Source organism: Methylobacterium tarhaniae (genome assembly GCF_001043955.1).
GTDB lineage: Bacteria > Pseudomonadota > Alphaproteobacteria > Rhizobiales > Beijerinckiaceae > Methylobacterium > Methylobacterium tarhaniae.
In genome coordinates this window covers 1-14,047 of the sequence record NZ_LABZ01000255.1, presented here as the reverse complement: position 1 = coordinate 14,047, position 14,047 = coordinate 1, and the positions used below count along the sequence as shown (strand labels likewise).

General features: G+C 72.8%; 12 protein-coding genes and 1 pseudogene. 10 read left to right on the top strand and 3 right to left on the bottom strand.

The window, feature by feature from the left end; translation table 11 throughout:
* Nucleotides 1-109: 109 nt before the first annotated feature.
* The 3 genes from VQ03_RS27610 (at nt 110) to VQ03_RS27600 (ending at nt 2,842) form a co-directional block, all read left to right on the top strand.
* The gene (locus VQ03_RS27610) at nt 110-400 is read left to right on the top strand and encodes a hypothetical protein (protein ID WP_048454126.1); all 291 of its coding nucleotides are present in this window, start codon (nt 110-112) and stop codon (nt 398-400) included.
* Between the two features lie 150 nt (nt 401-550).
* Nucleotides 551-1,564, top strand: coding sequence for a zinc-dependent alcohol dehydrogenase family protein (locus tag VQ03_RS27605; protein ID WP_048454125.1), 1,014 nt, complete (start codon nt 551-553; stop codon nt 1,562-1,564).
* Between the two features lie 45 nt (nt 1,565-1,609).
* Entirely contained in the window at nt 1,610-2,842 is a 1,233-nt protein-coding gene (locus VQ03_RS27600; protein WP_048454124.1) for an NAD(P)/FAD-dependent oxidoreductase, read from the top strand.
* A gap of 248 nt (nt 2,843-3,090) precedes the next feature.
* On the opposite strand, the gene VQ03_RS27595 is transcribed toward VQ03_RS27600, so the two are convergent.
* Entirely contained in the window at nt 3,091-4,707 is a 1,617-nt protein-coding gene (locus VQ03_RS27595; RefSeq protein ID WP_245292219.1) for a methyl-accepting chemotaxis protein, read from the bottom strand.
* 308 nt (nt 4,708-5,015) lie between these two features.
* Nucleotides 5,016-5,309 carry a helix-turn-helix domain-containing protein gene (locus VQ03_RS27590; protein WP_083468254.1) on the bottom strand — a complete coding sequence of 98 codons (294 nt, stop codon included), beginning with the start codon at nt 5,307-5,309 and terminating at the stop codon, nt 5,016-5,018.
* Nucleotides 5,310-5,574: 265 nt separating this feature from the next.
* Between VQ03_RS27590 and VQ03_RS27585 the strand changes: the two genes are divergently transcribed.
* The 6 genes from VQ03_RS27585 (at nt 5,575) to VQ03_RS27560 (ending at nt 10,899) form a co-directional block, all read left to right on the top strand.
* Nucleotides 5,575-6,063, top strand: coding sequence for an META domain-containing protein (locus VQ03_RS27585; protein WP_157064292.1), 489 nt, complete (start codon nt 5,575-5,577; stop codon nt 6,061-6,063).
* A gap of 205 nt (nt 6,064-6,268) precedes the next feature.
* Nucleotides 6,269-7,399 (top strand): ABC transporter substrate-binding protein, encoded by a 1,131-nt coding sequence (locus tag VQ03_RS27580; RefSeq protein WP_245292218.1) that lies wholly within the window; start codon nt 6,269-6,271, stop codon nt 7,397-7,399.
* A 228-nt stretch (nt 7,400-7,627) separates the two neighbouring features.
* Nucleotides 7,628-8,509, top strand: a complete 882-nt coding sequence (locus VQ03_RS27575) for a branched-chain amino acid ABC transporter permease (RefSeq protein ID WP_048454120.1) — start codon at nt 7,628-7,630, stop codon at nt 8,507-8,509.
* A 4-nt stretch (nt 8,510-8,513) separates the two neighbouring features.
* The gene (locus VQ03_RS27570; protein ID WP_048454119.1) at nt 8,514-9,353 is read left to right on the top strand and encodes a branched-chain amino acid ABC transporter permease; all 840 of its coding nucleotides are present in this window, start codon (nt 8,514-8,516) and stop codon (nt 9,351-9,353) included.
* 5 nt (nt 9,354-9,358) lie between these two features.
* Complete coding sequence (locus tag VQ03_RS27565; protein ID WP_048454118.1) at nt 9,359-10,168, top strand: ABC transporter ATP-binding protein; 810 nt, start codon at nt 9,359-9,361, stop codon at nt 10,166-10,168.
* Nucleotides 10,165-10,899 (top strand): ABC transporter ATP-binding protein, encoded by a 735-nt coding sequence (locus VQ03_RS27560; RefSeq protein ID WP_048454117.1) that lies wholly within the window; start codon nt 10,165-10,167, stop codon nt 10,897-10,899. Before VQ03_RS27565 ends, VQ03_RS27560 begins: the two co-directional genes overlap by 4 nt.
* Before the next feature lie 12 nt (nt 10,900-10,911).
* On the opposite strand, the gene VQ03_RS27555 is transcribed toward VQ03_RS27560, so the two are convergent.
* The gene (locus VQ03_RS27555) at nt 10,912-12,972 is read right to left on the bottom strand and encodes a transglycosylase domain-containing protein (RefSeq protein WP_245292217.1); all 2,061 of its coding nucleotides are present in this window, start codon (nt 12,970-12,972) and stop codon (nt 10,912-10,914) included.
* A gap of 349 nt (nt 12,973-13,321) precedes the next feature.
* Here VQ03_RS27555 and VQ03_RS27550 point away from each other — a divergent pair.
* Nucleotides 13,322-14,047 (top strand): annotated as a pseudogene (locus VQ03_RS27550) (hypothetical protein); the annotation flags it as partial.

Below are 14,047 nucleotides of genomic sequence, written 5' to 3'. Positions count from 1 at the left end.
GCCTTCGAACAGATCCGTTCGAAGGCGCAAGGCAAGCCCGAACGGGCGCCGGCGCCGATGCGCCGGACGCCTTCGCATCGACGTGTCGATGCGAAGGCGCGGAGATATCATGCCCGTCTCCGGGGTCCGCGACAGGGCCGCGACGAGTGGTTCTCCCGCCCACGACTTCATCCTGAGAGCCTGCTCGGGCAAGATCGACGACTCATGCCTCGAGACAAGTCGGCCTGTCCTAACCCCCCACCTCAGGACGAGATCGCGGGCGGATCTGAACAAGAGCCCCGGCCAGAGCGTCGCACGGATCGTCAACGGCGTGCCGGTCGACGCGGCGGGCGCTCCCGTCGCCACCACGAACGTCGCAGACGCGTTCCACGTCCGCATGCGCGTGCAGCGCGACTTCTGACGCGCTCGATCGCGTCGCGGGGCGCCGGGCGGGATGCAGCTTGGCGCCCTCCGCATGCCGGGGTGGCTGATCCTCGGCCTCGAAGCCGCGGATGCGCGTCCTACCTGACACCCCCGGCTGGTTCGGCCGGAGAGGATGCAGGAGGATCGAATGAAGGCCTTCGTCGTACGCAGCCCCGGCGGCCTCGACCGGCTGGAGGTCGCCGAGCGGCCTGATCCCGGGCAGCCCGGCCCCGGCGAGATCCGGGTCGCGATCCACGCGACCTCGCTCAACTTCCACGACCTCCTGGTGGCGAGCGGGCGCTCCCCCGCCGCCGATGGCCGCGTGCTGATGTCGGACGGGGCCGGCAGCGTCGAGGCCGTCGGCGAGGGCGTGACCGAGTTCGCCCCCGGCGACGCGGTCGTCTCCTGCTTCTTCCCGCACTGGGCGGACGGGCTGCCGCAGGCTCCGGTCGGCGATTTCACGCAGGTGCCCGGCGACGGGGTCGACGGCTTCGCCCTCACCCACGCGGTCCGGCCCGCCGGCGCCTTCACCCGCGCGCCGCGCGGCTGGAGCCCGACTGAGGCCGCCACCATCACCACCGCGGGCCTCACGGCGTGGCGGGCGCTCGTCGGCGATGGGGGCCTGAAGGCCGGCGACACGGTGCTGGCCCTCGGCACCGGCGGCGTCTCCATCGCGGCCCTGCAGATCGCCAAGGCGATGGGCGCCGCCGTGATCGTCACCTCCTCCTCCGATGCCAAGCTCGAACGGGCGCGGGCGCTCGGGGCCGACCACACGGTGAACTACCGCACCCATGTCGAGTGGGGCCGGCAGGTGCGCGACTGGACCGGCGGGCGCGGCGTCGATCACGTCGTCGAGGTCGGCGGACCCGGCACCCTGGCTCAGTCGATCGAGGCGGTGCGGGTCGGCGGTCACATCGCGCTGATCGGCGTGCTCACCGGGCGGGGCGGCGAGGTGCCGACCTCGGCGCTGATGGCGAAGCAAGCCCGCCTCCAGGGCCTGATCGTCGGCAGCCGGCGCCAGCAGCAGGACTACGTCGCGGCCCTGGACCGGACGGGAATCCGCCCGGTGATCGACCGCATCGACGCCTTCGCCGACTTGCCCGCGGCCTTCCGCCACCAGGAGAGCGGAGGCCATTTCGGCAAGCTCTGCGTCGCCTGGTAGCGCGCAAGCTCGACGCCGCCGCGGCTTCCGGGCTATGTCCTGCCGATGAACGGAATCGTGGTGGTCGGCACCGGCCAGGCCGGCTTTCAGCTCGCGGCCTCCTTGCGCGAGAACGGCCATGCCGGGCCGGTGACCCTCGTCGGCGAGGAGCCGGGCCTGCCCTATGGCCGGCCGCCTTTGTCGAAGGCCTACATGCTGGGCAAGACGGACGCGGCGGGGCTCGCCCTGCGGCCGGAGGCCTACTTCGCCGAGCACGGGCTGACCGTGCGCGGCGCCGAGCGGGTGGCCGCGATCGACCGGGCGGCGCGGCGCCTGCACCTCGCCTCCGGGGAGGCGCTCGCTTACGACCACCTCGTCCTGGCGACCGGCTCGCGCAACCGCCCGCTGCCGGTGCCGGGCGCCGACCTGCCCGGACTCCACCAGCTGCGCACCCTGGCCGAGGCGGATGCCCTGAAGGCGGCGCTCGCCGAAGCGCGGTCGGTCGCCGTGGTGGGGGCCGGCTTCATCGGGCTCGAATTCGCGGCGGTCTGCGCCCAGAAGGGGATCCCCGTCACGGTGATCGAGGGGCTGGACCGTCCCCTCGCCCGCTCGGTCTCGCCCGCCATGGCGGCGCTGATCGAGGCCTCGCATGTCGGGGCCGGCACGCGCTTCCTGTTCGGCAGCGCGGTCTCGGGGCTGGTCGGGCCGGACCGCGTCCGGGCGGTGGCCCTCGCGGATGGGCGCGAAGTGGCGGCCGACCTCGTCCTCGTCGGCATCGGCGTCCTGCCGAACGACGAACTCGCGAAGGCGGCGGGCTTGCGGGTCGAGAACGGGATCGCGGTCGACGCGGTGCTGGCGACCGAGGATCCGGCGATCTCGGCGATCGGCGATTGCGCGAGCTTCCCCTCGCCTCACGCCGAAGGGGCGCGGGTGCGGATCGAATCGGTGCAGAACGCCGTCGACGGTGCCCGCTGCGTCGCCGCCCGCCTCGCCGGCCGGCCCGCCGCCTTCACGGCGGTGCCGTGGTTCTGGAGCGACCAGGGCCCGCTGAAGCTCCAGATCGCAGGCCTGTGCCAGCCGCACGACCTCGCCGTGCGCCGGGGCGATCCGGAATCCGGCGGTGTCCAACGGGGCGTTTCCGTGTTCTGCTACCGCGGCGGGCGCCTCGCCGGCGTCGAATCCCTCAACCGCCCGGCCGACCACATGATCGCCCGGCGCCTGCTCCAGTCCGGCCGCAGCCCGACGCCCGAGCAGGCGGCGGATCCCGGCTTCGACCTGAAGAGCTTGGCCCTCGGCTGAAGGCCCGTATTCCGCTGCGTCACATCTCGGTGGAGATGTGCGCGATACCGTCCGTCACAGCCGTCGGGCGGCGGCGCGTACCTGGTCCTCGCCGAGGGACTGGCGGCGCGCGGCACCGCCTCGCCGCGGGAGTGGTCGAGGCGGTCGCCGCGAAGGTGGGCGGCCGGGTGGTCGCCCCCTGAGTCCCAGGCCCCGCGGAACGCGATCCCGCGCGGCCGGTGCCCGTCCCTTGCGCCGACCGTCTCCCGTCACGCCGCCCGGATCGTCTCGACGAAACGGCGCACCTCGGCGCTCAGGCGGTCGGACTGGCGCGACAGGCCCGAGGCGGCGTCGAGGACCTGGTCCGCCGTGCGGCCGGTCCCTTCGGCCGCCTCTGCGACGCCGCCGATATTGCCCGTCACCTCGCCGGTGCCGGTGGCGGCCTGGGTGACGTTGCGGACGATCTCCTGGGTCGCCGCGTCCTGCTCCTCCACGGCCGCCGCGATCGAGGCCGACACGCCGCTGATCTCGCGGATGCTGCCGGCGATCGCCGAGACCACCGAGTCGGTCGAGTCGCGCACCGCCCCGACCTGGCCGGCGATCTCGGCGGTGGCCCGCGCGGTCTGGTCGGCCAAGGCCTTCACCTCCGCGGCGACGACCGCGAAGCCCCGGCCCGCCGCGCCCGCCCGGGCAGCCTCGATGGTGGCGTTGAGCGCCAGAAGGTTGGTCTGGGCGGCGATGGTCGAGATCATCGCCGTGACGTCGCCGATGCGCGCGGCCGCCTGGCTGAGGCCGTGCACCGCCTCGCCGGTGCGGCCGGCCTCCGCGACCGCGGCCTCGGCGAGCCGGGCCGCGCCGTCGACCTGGCGGCCGATCTCCTGGACCGACGAGCCGAGCTCCTCGGCCGCCGCCGCGACGGTGTGGACGTTCGCCGCCGCCTGTTCGGCCGCCGCCGCCACGGCGGTGGATTGCGCCGCGGATTCGGTCGCGGTGGCGCTCATCGTCCGGGCGGCTTCCTGGAGCAGGGTGGAGGCGGAGGAGATCTCCCCGGAGATGCCGCCCACCTCGCGCTCGAACTCGTCGGCGAGGCCGATCAGCATGTGGCGTCGCTCCTGCGACGAGGCGGCGGCCGCGTCCCGGCCGCGCTCCGCATCCTCCGCCACCTTGCGGGCCACCATGGCCTTGATTCCTTCGACCGCCCGGGCCACCGCACCGATCTCGTCGCGCCGCTGCGTCTCGACGAGGCGCGCCTCGACCTCTCCTTCCGCCATTCGGTTCATCGCCCCGACGAGACGGCTGAGCGGCCGGGTGATGCCGAAGGCCGACATGATCATCGCGACGCAGAAACCCACCAGGACGGTGGCGATGCCGAGCGTCAGGGTCATGGTCCGGGCCGACCGCGTCTCGGAGGCGAGCCGCTTGGCTTCGCCGTCGACATAGGCGGTGATGTCGTCCGCCAGCACACCGCCGCGCTCGTAGGCCGTCCTCATCAGGGGATCGACCACCCGGCGGGCATGGGCAGCGGCCCGCGCGGCCTCACCCGCCTCGACCATCCGGCGCGCCGTCTGGCTCTCCACGATGAAGCGCTCCATCGCGCCGGCCGCCGCGGCGATCCGGCCCGCGAAGGCGGGCGCCTCGGCCGGCAGCCCGGCCATGATCTGCCCCAGAAGCGGTTGCGACGCGTCGATCTCGGCGAGAAAGGGCTGCCGCGCCGCTGCATCCGGGGCGGTCAGGGTCCGTTCGAGAGCGTAGCCGATCTCGAACACGTAGCGGGTCGCGCGTCGGGCATCGGCGGCGGCGCGGTTCTCCTGCGCGACGAAGCGATCGTAGCGTCCGCCGATCTCGGTCAGTCGCGACGACGCGTACCACAAGGCTCCGCCGGCCATGATACAGGCCATCGAGGTCACGGCCGCGATTTTGGCGGCGATCTTCAGTCGCGATAGCATTTTCCCCCCGGGTAGGATCGAACCGTTCCCGTCCGCCACCGTGGCGGCCTAACCGTTAAAAATTACGCGGGAGGGGGACTAAGTCGGATGGTAGCTTCGTTGTATTTCCTTGGTTGTCACGCTTTCTCAACGGAAGGTTGCAGTTTCGGGGTCTCTGCCGCAGCGGGCGAGCCGGCTGCACCGCCACGCGAGTCCGGCCACGCGAGTCCGGCCACGCGAGCCCGCGGCAAGCGATGCCGTCCCGACGGTCAGCGGTCGTTCTCGGTGGTGAGCTCGCTCGGGTGGATGCCCTTGTCCGGCGCGTCCTCCGGGCGCAACCGGGCATCCGGATAGGCGCCGTCGGTCAGTTCCACCCCGGCGGCGACGAGGGCGCCGCGGATTGCGCCCCGCTGCTGGGGGGAAGCCGGGTAGCGTCCCGCCTCGAACTGGCGGATGCTCTCCGCGTCGACGTTGGCGCGCAAGGCCAGCTCGTCCTCCGACCAGCCCAGCAGGTCCCGCGCCCGGCGCAGCTGCGCCGCCGTGATGTCGTCTGCGCCGTTCACTGAAGCCTGTCCCCTACTCTCTCGTGGCCCGATCCGCGCCGCCCGCCGTCGCGGCGACGCCCTGGCTAACGGCGAGGCCCCGCTTTCGTTGCCACACCGGCAAGCTTTCGCGAGTCCTGCCACATTGCGGCCAAGCTTGCCGCATAAATGCAACAGTCATCGGCAAGATGCCGATACGGGGTGCTCGCGCATGCGGCCAGGGTTGCGGGTGCGGGGTGCCCTCTCTACGGTTCGCCGCAACACGACAAGGCAAATGGGGAATGCGATGAAGGCGATGCAGGTTGCGCTGGCCGCCGGTGCCGTCGCGCTGTTGGCGTCGGCCACGCAGGCTTCGGCGCAGAACATGCTGGGCTACGGCCAGAAGAACCGGGACAAGGCCAACGCGCCGCAATACATCCCGCCGCTCAAGGCCCAGGAGAAGATCTTCCCGCTCGATTCGACCTGGACGGCGGTGAGCCTCAACGGCAAGCCCTTCGCCGGCAACGAGCGGCCGAGCTTCATCATCGACAAGCAGTACCGCGCCCGCGGCTTCGGCGGCTGCAACACCTTCGCGGCGACCGCCTTCCCGCTCAAGGAGCAGCACCTGGCGGTCGGCCCGCTGGCGCTGACCAAGCGCAACTGCGACAAGGCGGTCGGCGCCTCGGAGATGCAGTTCTTCACCGCGCTCCGCACCTCGGGCCAATGGGACATGGTCGGCTCGCAGCTGGTGATCAAGAGCCAGGCCGGCGAGCTGCGCTTCGACCGCGCGCTCTGATCATCGGATCATCCTTTCGCAGCATGCGAGAACGGCCCCGCCCACCGGCGGGGCCGTTCTCGCATGTGCGTGGCCGCGGGAAACGATTTACCGCCGCCCCACAGTGCTTTAAGGCGCTTCTCCGATCCAGTGCCGAAGCCCGGCCCGTCGTCGTGCGGCACGGCAACCAGAACAGCGGATGCGAGGAGGAACCGGGATGCGGTCGATGTCGAGGAGAGTGCTGCTCGCGGCGGCGGTGCTGGGAAGCAGCCTGACCGGCGCGCAGGCGCAGGACAAGGCGCCGGTGAAGCTCGGCGCGATCGAGATCCTGACCGGGCCGAACAGCCGCTACGGGATCGCCATCCAGCGCGGCTTCGACCTCGCGCTCGCCGACATCAACAAGGCCGGCGGCGTGCTCGGCGGCCGGCCGCTGGCCATCGCCTACGAAGATTCGGCCGGCGCCAAGGAGCAGGCGCTCAACGCCGCCCGCAAGCTCATCGGCCGCGACAAGGTCCCGCTGATCCTCGGCCCCACCCTGTCGAACGAGATGTTCGCCGCCGGCCCCGTCGCCAACGAGCGCAAGGTGCCGATCGTCGGCACGTCGACGACGGCCAACGGCATCACGGCGATCGGGCCCTACGTCTTCCGCACCTCGCTCCCCGAGGCCGACGTCATCCCGGTCACGCTCAAGACCGCGCAGGCGAAGTTCGGCGTCAAGCGCGTGGCCGTGATGTACGGCAACGACGACGCCTTCACCAAGTCGGCCTACGACGTGATGAAGGCCTCGCTCGAGAAGCTCGGCATCGAGACCCTGAGCACCGAGACCTTCGGCTCGAAGGATTCCGACTTCTCGGCCCAGCTCACCAAGATCAAGGCGCTGAACCCGGACGCGATCGTGCTGTCGGCCCTGGTCGAGGCGGCCTCGGGCATCGAGCTCCAGGCGCGCCAGCTCGGCATTCCCGAGAAGGTGTTCTTCATCGGCGGCAACGGCCTGAACTCGCCCAAGCTCGGCGACATCGCCGGCAAGGCGGCGGACGGCACCCTCGTCGGCAGCCCGTGGTTCATCGGCAAGCCGGACGCCGCCAACCAGGCCTTCGTCAACGCCTTCAAGGACAAGTACGGCGGCGACCTGCCCGACCAGTTCGCGGCCCAGGCCTACGACACCCTGTTCATCGTCGCCAAGGCGATCGACGCGGCCGGCGCGCCGGAGCCTGAGAAGATCAAGGACGCGCTGATCAAGGTGAAGCATACCGGCGTGATGGGTCCGTTCTCGTTCTCGGACAGCCGCGACCCGGCGGATACCTCGGGCGTCGTGGTGCTGGTGATGAAGGGCGGCAAGTTCCAGCTGCTTCAGTAAGCGGGCGCTGTTCTAGGACGTTCCAAGGATAAATCGCGGGATCCCCTCTCCCACACGGGAGAGGGGGACCCGCGCCCTGTTGTCATGCGATGGCGCCTGCGTCTCTCGCGCCTTCCCCACCGATTGACCCGCCGCGCGATATCGGCCACGTCGCGCCATCGTCATCCTGCTCGGCCCTGAGGCCGGGCCGCCTCGGGCGCCGGGCGCCCACCGAAATTCCAAGCCCCCATGCTTGAGCAGCAGCTCGTCAACGGCGTCGTGCTCGGCGCGACCTACGCCCTCTTCGCCATCGGCTTCACGCTGATGTTCGGCGTGATGGGCGTCATCAACCTCACCTACGGGGTCTACTTCGCCCTCGGGGCCTTCGCGGCGCTCTGGAGCACGCAAGGCCTCGGGCTGCCGATCTGGGCGGCCCTGCCGGTCGGCGCGCTGGTCGCGGGCCTGATCGCGGTCGTCCTCGACACGCTGCTCCTCACCCGCCTGCGCAAGGCGAAGGCGCCCGAGCTCGCCTCGCTGATGGTGACGCTGGGGGCCACCCTCTTCCTCTATGCCGGCATGGCGGCCTCCCTCGGCACCGAGATCCGCCGCTTCCCCGCCGAGGTCTTCTCCGGCGGCGCCTACAGCCTCGGGGACGTGCGGGTCGGGACGACGCAGATCCTCATCCTCGGCGCGGCGATCGTGCTGATGCTGGCGCTGCTGGCGCTGGTGCGCGGCTCGCGGATCGGCCTCGCCATCCGGGCGGTGGCCGAGAACCCGGACGCCGCGTCCCTGATGGGGATCAACGGCGCCCTGATGCTGCGGGTCGTGTCGTTCCTGTCCGGCGCCATCGGCGGCGCCGCGGGGGTGCTCGTCGGCCTCAACTTCAACGCCATCCAGCCCTTCATGGGCGAGCACATGATGCTGCGCGGCTTCGCGGTCATCATCGTGGGCGGTCTCGGCGACCTGCGGGGCGCCCTTCTCGCCGGCCTGCTCCTCGGCCTCGCCGAGGTGCTCACCGCCGCCTACCTCTCCTCGACCCTCAAGGACATGATCGCCTTCGCGCTCCTCGTCGCCACCCTGTGGTTCCGTCCGCTCGGCCTGTTCGGCCGCGCCGCCGCCAAGCGGGCTTAAGACCATGTGGGAAGCCCTCGACGATTTCTACTGGACCTACCAGAGCCTGATCCACGGGATCGGGGTGAACGGCATCCTGGCCCTCTCGGTCTACGTGGTGCTGGCGGTGGGCCAGCTCTCGCTGGGCCAGGCCGCCTTCATGGGCGTCGGCGCCTATACGGGCGCCCTGCTCTCGGTGAAGTTCGGCACGCCCTTCGCCGTGTCGATGCTGGCCTCGGCCCTGGTGCCGGCCCTGCTGGCGCTGGTCGTCGGCGGGCCGACTTTGCGGCTCACCGGCGTCTACCTCGCCATCGCGACGATCGGGCTCGGCGAGATCACCCGCATCGTGTTCCTGAACTGGGACTATGCCGGCGGGGCGCTCGGCCTCTCCAACATCCCGGAGCGCGGCGGCGTGCCGGCGATCTACGGCACGCTGGCGGTCCTCCTGGTCGGCCTGACGCTGGTGGCGCGCTCCCGCGTCGGCCGCGCCATGGAGGCGATGCGCGAGGACGAGGCCGCGGCCGGCGTGATGGGGGTCAACCTGCCGCGCTACCGGCTCGTCGCCCTGGTCGTCTCCTCGGCGATGGCCGGGGTGGCGGGCTGCCTCTCGGCCCACGTCTCCTCGTTCATCGGCCCGAACGAGTACGGCTTCGAGGCCGCGGTCACGATCCTGAGCTACGCGCTCCTGGGCGGCATCGGCTCGCCGCTGGCGCCGGTGCTGGGCTCCACCATCCTGACCCTGCTGCCGGAGGTCCTGCGCCCGCTCGCCGATTTCCGCCTGATGGTGAACGGCCTGATCATCGTGCTCGCCGTCCTCTTCATGCCGCGGGGCATCCTGCCCTGGCGCATCGCCCGGACGGGCTGACCGCCATGACTCAGCACGATCGGGCTCTCCTCACCGTCGCGGGTCTCACCCGCCGCTTCCAGGGCCTCGTCGCGGTCGATTCGGTCGACTTCACCGTGACGCCCGGCACCGTCCACGGGCTGATCGGCCCGAACGGCGCCGGCAAGACCACCCTGTTCAACCTCGTCTCCGGGGTGCTGGCGCCCAGCGCCGGCAGCGTGCGCCTCGGCGACCAGCCCCTCGACGGGCTGGCGCCCTACCGGCGCACGGCGCTCGGGCTCGCCCGCACGTTCCAGAACATCCGCATCTTCTCCGAGATGACGGTGCTGGAGAACGTCATGACCGGGATGCACACGCGGCTGTCCTCCACCTGGGGCATCCTGCTGCGCGGTCCGGCTTTCCGGGCCGAGGAGCGCGAGGCCAAGGCCAAGGCCCGCGACCTCCTGGCCTTCGTCGGCCTGCTGGATGCCGCCGACACCCGCGCCGGCGACCTGCCCTATGGCGACCAGCGCCGGCTGGAGATCGCCCGGGCGCTCGCCTGCGAGCCGCGCCTCGTCCTTCTCGACGAGCCCGCCGCCGGCATGAACCCGGCCGAGACCCACGCCCTCCTCGGCCTCCTGCGCCGCCTGCGCGACGAGCGCGGCCTGACCCTGCTGCTCGTCGAGCACGACATGCCCCTGGTGATGAGCCTGTGCGACCGGCTGACGGTCCTGAATTTCGGCCGCCGGATCGCCGACGGCACGCCGGCCGAGGTGCGCGCCCACCCGGCGGTGATCGAGGCCTATCTCGGTACCGGCAGCCATGACGTCAGCGTGAGCCGGGGAGCCGTGTCGTGACGGAGCCGGCTTCCCCGGAACTTCTCGCGGTCGAGGGCCTGCGCCTCGGCTACGGCCGGGCCGACGTGGTCCACGGCATCGGGCTCTCGGTCCGGCGCGGCAGCATCGTGTCGCTGATCGGCTCGAACGGCGCCGGCAAGACCACGATCCTGCGCAGCCTCTCGGGCCTGATGAAGCCCCGGGCCGGCCGGGTGCTGTTCGGCGACGAGTCTCCCGTCGACATCGCCGGCGAGGCGGCGCACCGCATCGCGCGGCGCGGCATCGTGCAGGTGCCGGAGGGCCGCCAGGTCTTCGCCAACATGACGGTGGCCGAGAACCTGCGCCTCGGCGCCTACCACGTCCCGGGGCCGGAAGCCGCGCGGCGGCAGGCGGCGGTCGAGGCGCGGTTCCCGCGGCTCGCCGAGCGGCTGCGCCAGCAGGCGGGCTATCTCTCGGGCGGCGAGCAGCAGATGCTGGCAATGGGCCGGGCGCTGATGGCCGAGCCGGTCCTGCTCCTCCTCGACGAGCCCTCGATGGGCCTCGCGCCTCTCATCGTCGACGAGATCTTCTCGATCATCGCGTCGTTGCGAGCGGAGGGGCGCACCATCCTGCTCGTCGAGCAGAATGCCAGCGCGGCGCTCGCCATCGCCGACTACGCCTACGTGCTCGAGACCGGCCGGATCCGGTTGCAGGGCCATGCGGCGGAGATCGCCCGCAATCCGGAGGTGACGGCGGCCTATCTGGGGGTGTGAGGGCGGACGCCCTCACTGCCACATCCCGGCCTTGCGCGCCTTGGCGCTCGCCTCCGCCGCCTGCAGTTCCGGCGGGGCGCCCGGTGCGGCGCGGCCGGCGCCGTTGAACAGCACAACCTCGGACAGGTCCTGGTCGCCGGCGCGGCAGCGGTAGAGATCCGCTCCGCCGGCCGGCTGGCAGGTCACCTCGCGCCGGCGCAGGTATTGGCGGAACTCGCGGGCGAGCGTGCCGCCCTGCCCCTCGACGCCGGCGAGGCGGACCGCCTGCCCCTCGAGGCGCAGGCGGCCGGTATCGATCACCCGCGGCACGCCGCGCAGGGACGGCGCCGCGGCCGGGCGCTCGCCGGGATTCTGCCAGGCCGGTCGGGCCGCACCGCGAGCCGTGCTGGCGGTCTCGCGGGCGGCCTCCCGCGCTTCCGCGACCTGCGGGGCCGGCCGGGCCTTGGCGATCTGCGCCGCCAGGTCCTGGAACAGGGCCTCCGGCGCGTCGCCGGCCCCGTTCTCGGCCGATCCGCCGGAAAGATAGGTGCCGACGAGAAGGTCGCCGACCGATCCGACGAAGAGCCCGTCCCGGTCACCCGGATCCTCCGTGTCCCCGGTCGGCCGGGCGAGGTCGGCGAGCAGCGAGAGGAGCGCTCCGCGCCGCTCCGCCGCCGGCATCGGCCCGGCGACGAGCCGGTCGTAGACCGGGCGCCCGTCGCGGCCGAGATGGCGCAGGCTGGCCAGAGCCGCGCGGCGGGTGTCCGGCGTCTCGGTGAGCGGGGCGCCACCGGCGACCACCGCCTGCACGCCGCCATCGGGCCCGAGGACCAGGAGGCCCGCCCGGGTGCCGCCGCGGCCGGCCGCGTCGAGGCGGCGCTCCACCGCCTTCTCGGCCATGGCCTGCACCTCGCGGTCGAGGGTGGTGCGCACCACCGCCTCGCGGGGCGGCTCGGGACCGAGCCGGCCGGCGGCCTCCGCCAGGACGAGATCGGGCACGCCGCTGCGGGTCACCGGCGTGGCCCCGACCGGGCTGAGACCGTCGAGCGCCCGCCCGGCCTCCGTCCTCTGCGCGCCGGTGAGGCGCCCCATCATCATCATGTCGTCGAGGACGTCGCGGCCGAGCGCCCGGACGGCCGTCACGTCCCGGTCGGGTTGCAGGCCGGGGGCGAGGGTCAGGCCGGCGAGATAGGCCGCCTCCGCCGGGCCGAGGGAGCTTGCCTCCTTGCCGAACACGGTCCTCGCCGCCGCGTCGATCCCGGTCAGGTCGGGTCCGAAGCGAGCGAGGTCGAGGGCACGGGCGAGGATCCGCGGGCGGTCCTCCCGCGCGGAGAGCCACAGGACCAGCATCGCCTCGCGCACCCGGTCGGCGAGGCTGCGCGCCTCGCCCGGGGCCGCCCCGATGAGGTCGCGGCGGACGAGGCGCTGGGTCAGGCGCGGGCTGCCGGACCGGGGACCGTCGCTGATCGTGTCGCGGAAGGCGTGGTTGATCACGGCCGCGATCCCCGATGCGTCGAGGCGGTAATCGTCCTCGAACCACGGGTCCTGGGCGGCCAGGAAGGCCTGGCGCATGGCCGGCGACACCGCCTCCAGGGGAAGCGCCCGCCCCCGGGGGGAGCCGCGCTGGGCGAGCGGCGTGCCGTCCTCGGCCTGCACCGTCACGGTGCGGGCCGGGCGCTGCGGCCCGGCCAGGGGCGGCAGCGTCGCGGCGCACCAGACCAGGAAGACGGTCGCGAGGCCGGCGACGCCCAGCCCCGCGAGCAGGAGGGCGCGGCCCCAGGGCAGCGCCCCGGCCCGCCGCGCCGCTGCGGCGGCGCGGGCGGCGAGGGGATGGGCGCCGACGCGCTCCGCCGCCTCCTGCCAGACGGGGGCGGCGCGCCTCAAGGGCCCCGCCGCGGCCGCCATCACCGGCTGGAGATGCCCGAATGCGGCGCTCCCGGCCCGGGCCGCACCGGAGCCGACACGCTCCAGCCGTTCGGAGAGCCGGCGGCTCCCGGCCGAGAGGCGGGAGGGAGCAGGCGCCTCGGGATTGCCCGGCGGCTGCGGGGGCGGGCTGGCGAGGTCGAGCCAATCCCGTCCGGGCTGCGTCGTCATCGGCTCCGCCACCATCCTGCGCGCTGTCCTCCGGCCTCGATGCCGCCGTCCCGGGATCCGGCGCGAGGGCGATTCCGGGTGCGAAACGGCTACGGTCACCAGGAACGTTGGCCCTACGGAAACAGTTCCGCGCGGCCTCGCCCGTGGAACGCCAAGGTCCCCGCACCTGCGCAGTCCGCACCGTGTCATGCTGCATGGCATCAAGTCTTCATGCTGAAGCTTGACTATTGCATCACGCGTTGCGTCAGAAGACCTGCGAATAGTCCGGAACGATATTTTGGGGTCGGCGTTTTGAAGCATCTTTCGAAGCGCCGCCGCACCGATTCCGGCGGCAGGGAGGCAGACGATCATGAACAGATTGACAGTTGGACTGGCCGCGCTGCTGCTCAGCACTTCGGCTTTCGCGCAAGGGGCCGGGAGCCCGGGCGCGGGCGCCGCGCCGGGTCGGGGCGGCGAGATGAGCCAGTCCGGTGCGAAGGCGGGGCCCGGAGCCGGGCAGCAGGGTGCCGGCGCGCAGGCCCGCGGCGAGATGGGCAGGGGCGATGCGGGCAAGGGCGAGATGGGCAAGGGCGAGATGGGCAAGGCCGACGGCCAGGCCCGCGCCGAGCAGGGCCGTCCGGGCGCCGGCCGCGACGGCATGAACCAGGGTGGAATGGCCGACCGCAAGGACGCGACCCGCGACCGTGCCGAGACCGGCCGCGCCGGTGAGCGCGACGGCGACCGCCGGACCGAGCGCCGCGGCGACCGTGCCGAGCGCCTCGAGCAGCGCGAGGGCCGGGCCGGCTTCCGCAGCGAGGCCCGGGACAGCCGGATCTCGGATCGGGTCACGACCGTCGGCGGCCGCCGCACCGTCACGGTGGCGGGCCAGCGGGTGATCTACGGCTCGCCCGAGTACCGCCGCCTCGTCGTGGTCGAGCAGCGCGAGCGGCGCGTGCGTCCCGGCCGGGTCGAGTACGTGGTGATCCAGGGCCGCCGGGTGCGGGTCGGCTCGCCCGAGTACCGCCGCCTCGTCATCCGCGAGAAGAGCGGGCCGGGCCGGTATGTCATGGTGCGCGGCCAGCGGGTGATCTACGGC

Excerpts from the sequence above, each read along its gene's own strand:
- VQ03_RS27585 (WP_157064292.1), top strand. The coding sequence starts at position 5,575 with ATGAAGGCGATGCAGGTTGCGCTGGCCGCCGGTGCCGTCGCGCTGTTG.
- VQ03_RS27570 (WP_048454119.1), top strand. The coding sequence starts at position 8,514 with ATGTGGGAAGCCCTCGACGATTTCTACTGGACCTACCAGAGCCTGATC.
- VQ03_RS27565 (WP_048454118.1), top strand. The coding sequence starts at position 9,359 with ATGACTCAGCACGATCGGGCTCTCCTCACCGTCGCGGGTCTCACCCGC.
- VQ03_RS27605 (WP_048454125.1), top strand. The coding sequence starts at position 551 with ATGAAGGCCTTCGTCGTACGCAGCCCCGGCGGCCTCGACCGGCTGGAG.
- VQ03_RS27575 (WP_048454120.1), top strand. The coding sequence starts at position 7,628 with ATGCTTGAGCAGCAGCTCGTCAACGGCGTCGTGCTCGGCGCGACCTAC.
- VQ03_RS27600 (WP_048454124.1), top strand. The coding sequence starts at position 1,610 with ATGAACGGAATCGTGGTGGTCGGCACCGGCCAGGCCGGCTTTCAGCTC.
- VQ03_RS27555 (WP_245292217.1), bottom strand. The coding sequence starts at position 12,972 with ATGACGACGCAGCCCGGACGGGATTGGCTCGACCTCGCCAGCCCGCCC.
- VQ03_RS27610 (WP_048454126.1), top strand. The coding sequence starts at position 110 with ATGCCCGTCTCCGGGGTCCGCGACAGGGCCGCGACGAGTGGTTCTCCC.
- VQ03_RS27595 (WP_245292219.1), bottom strand. The coding sequence starts at position 4,707 with ATGGCCGGCGGAGCCTTGTGGTACGCGTCGTCGCGACTGACCGAGATC.
- VQ03_RS27580 (WP_245292218.1), top strand. The coding sequence starts at position 6,269 with ATGTCGAGGAGAGTGCTGCTCGCGGCGGCGGTGCTGGGAAGCAGCCTG.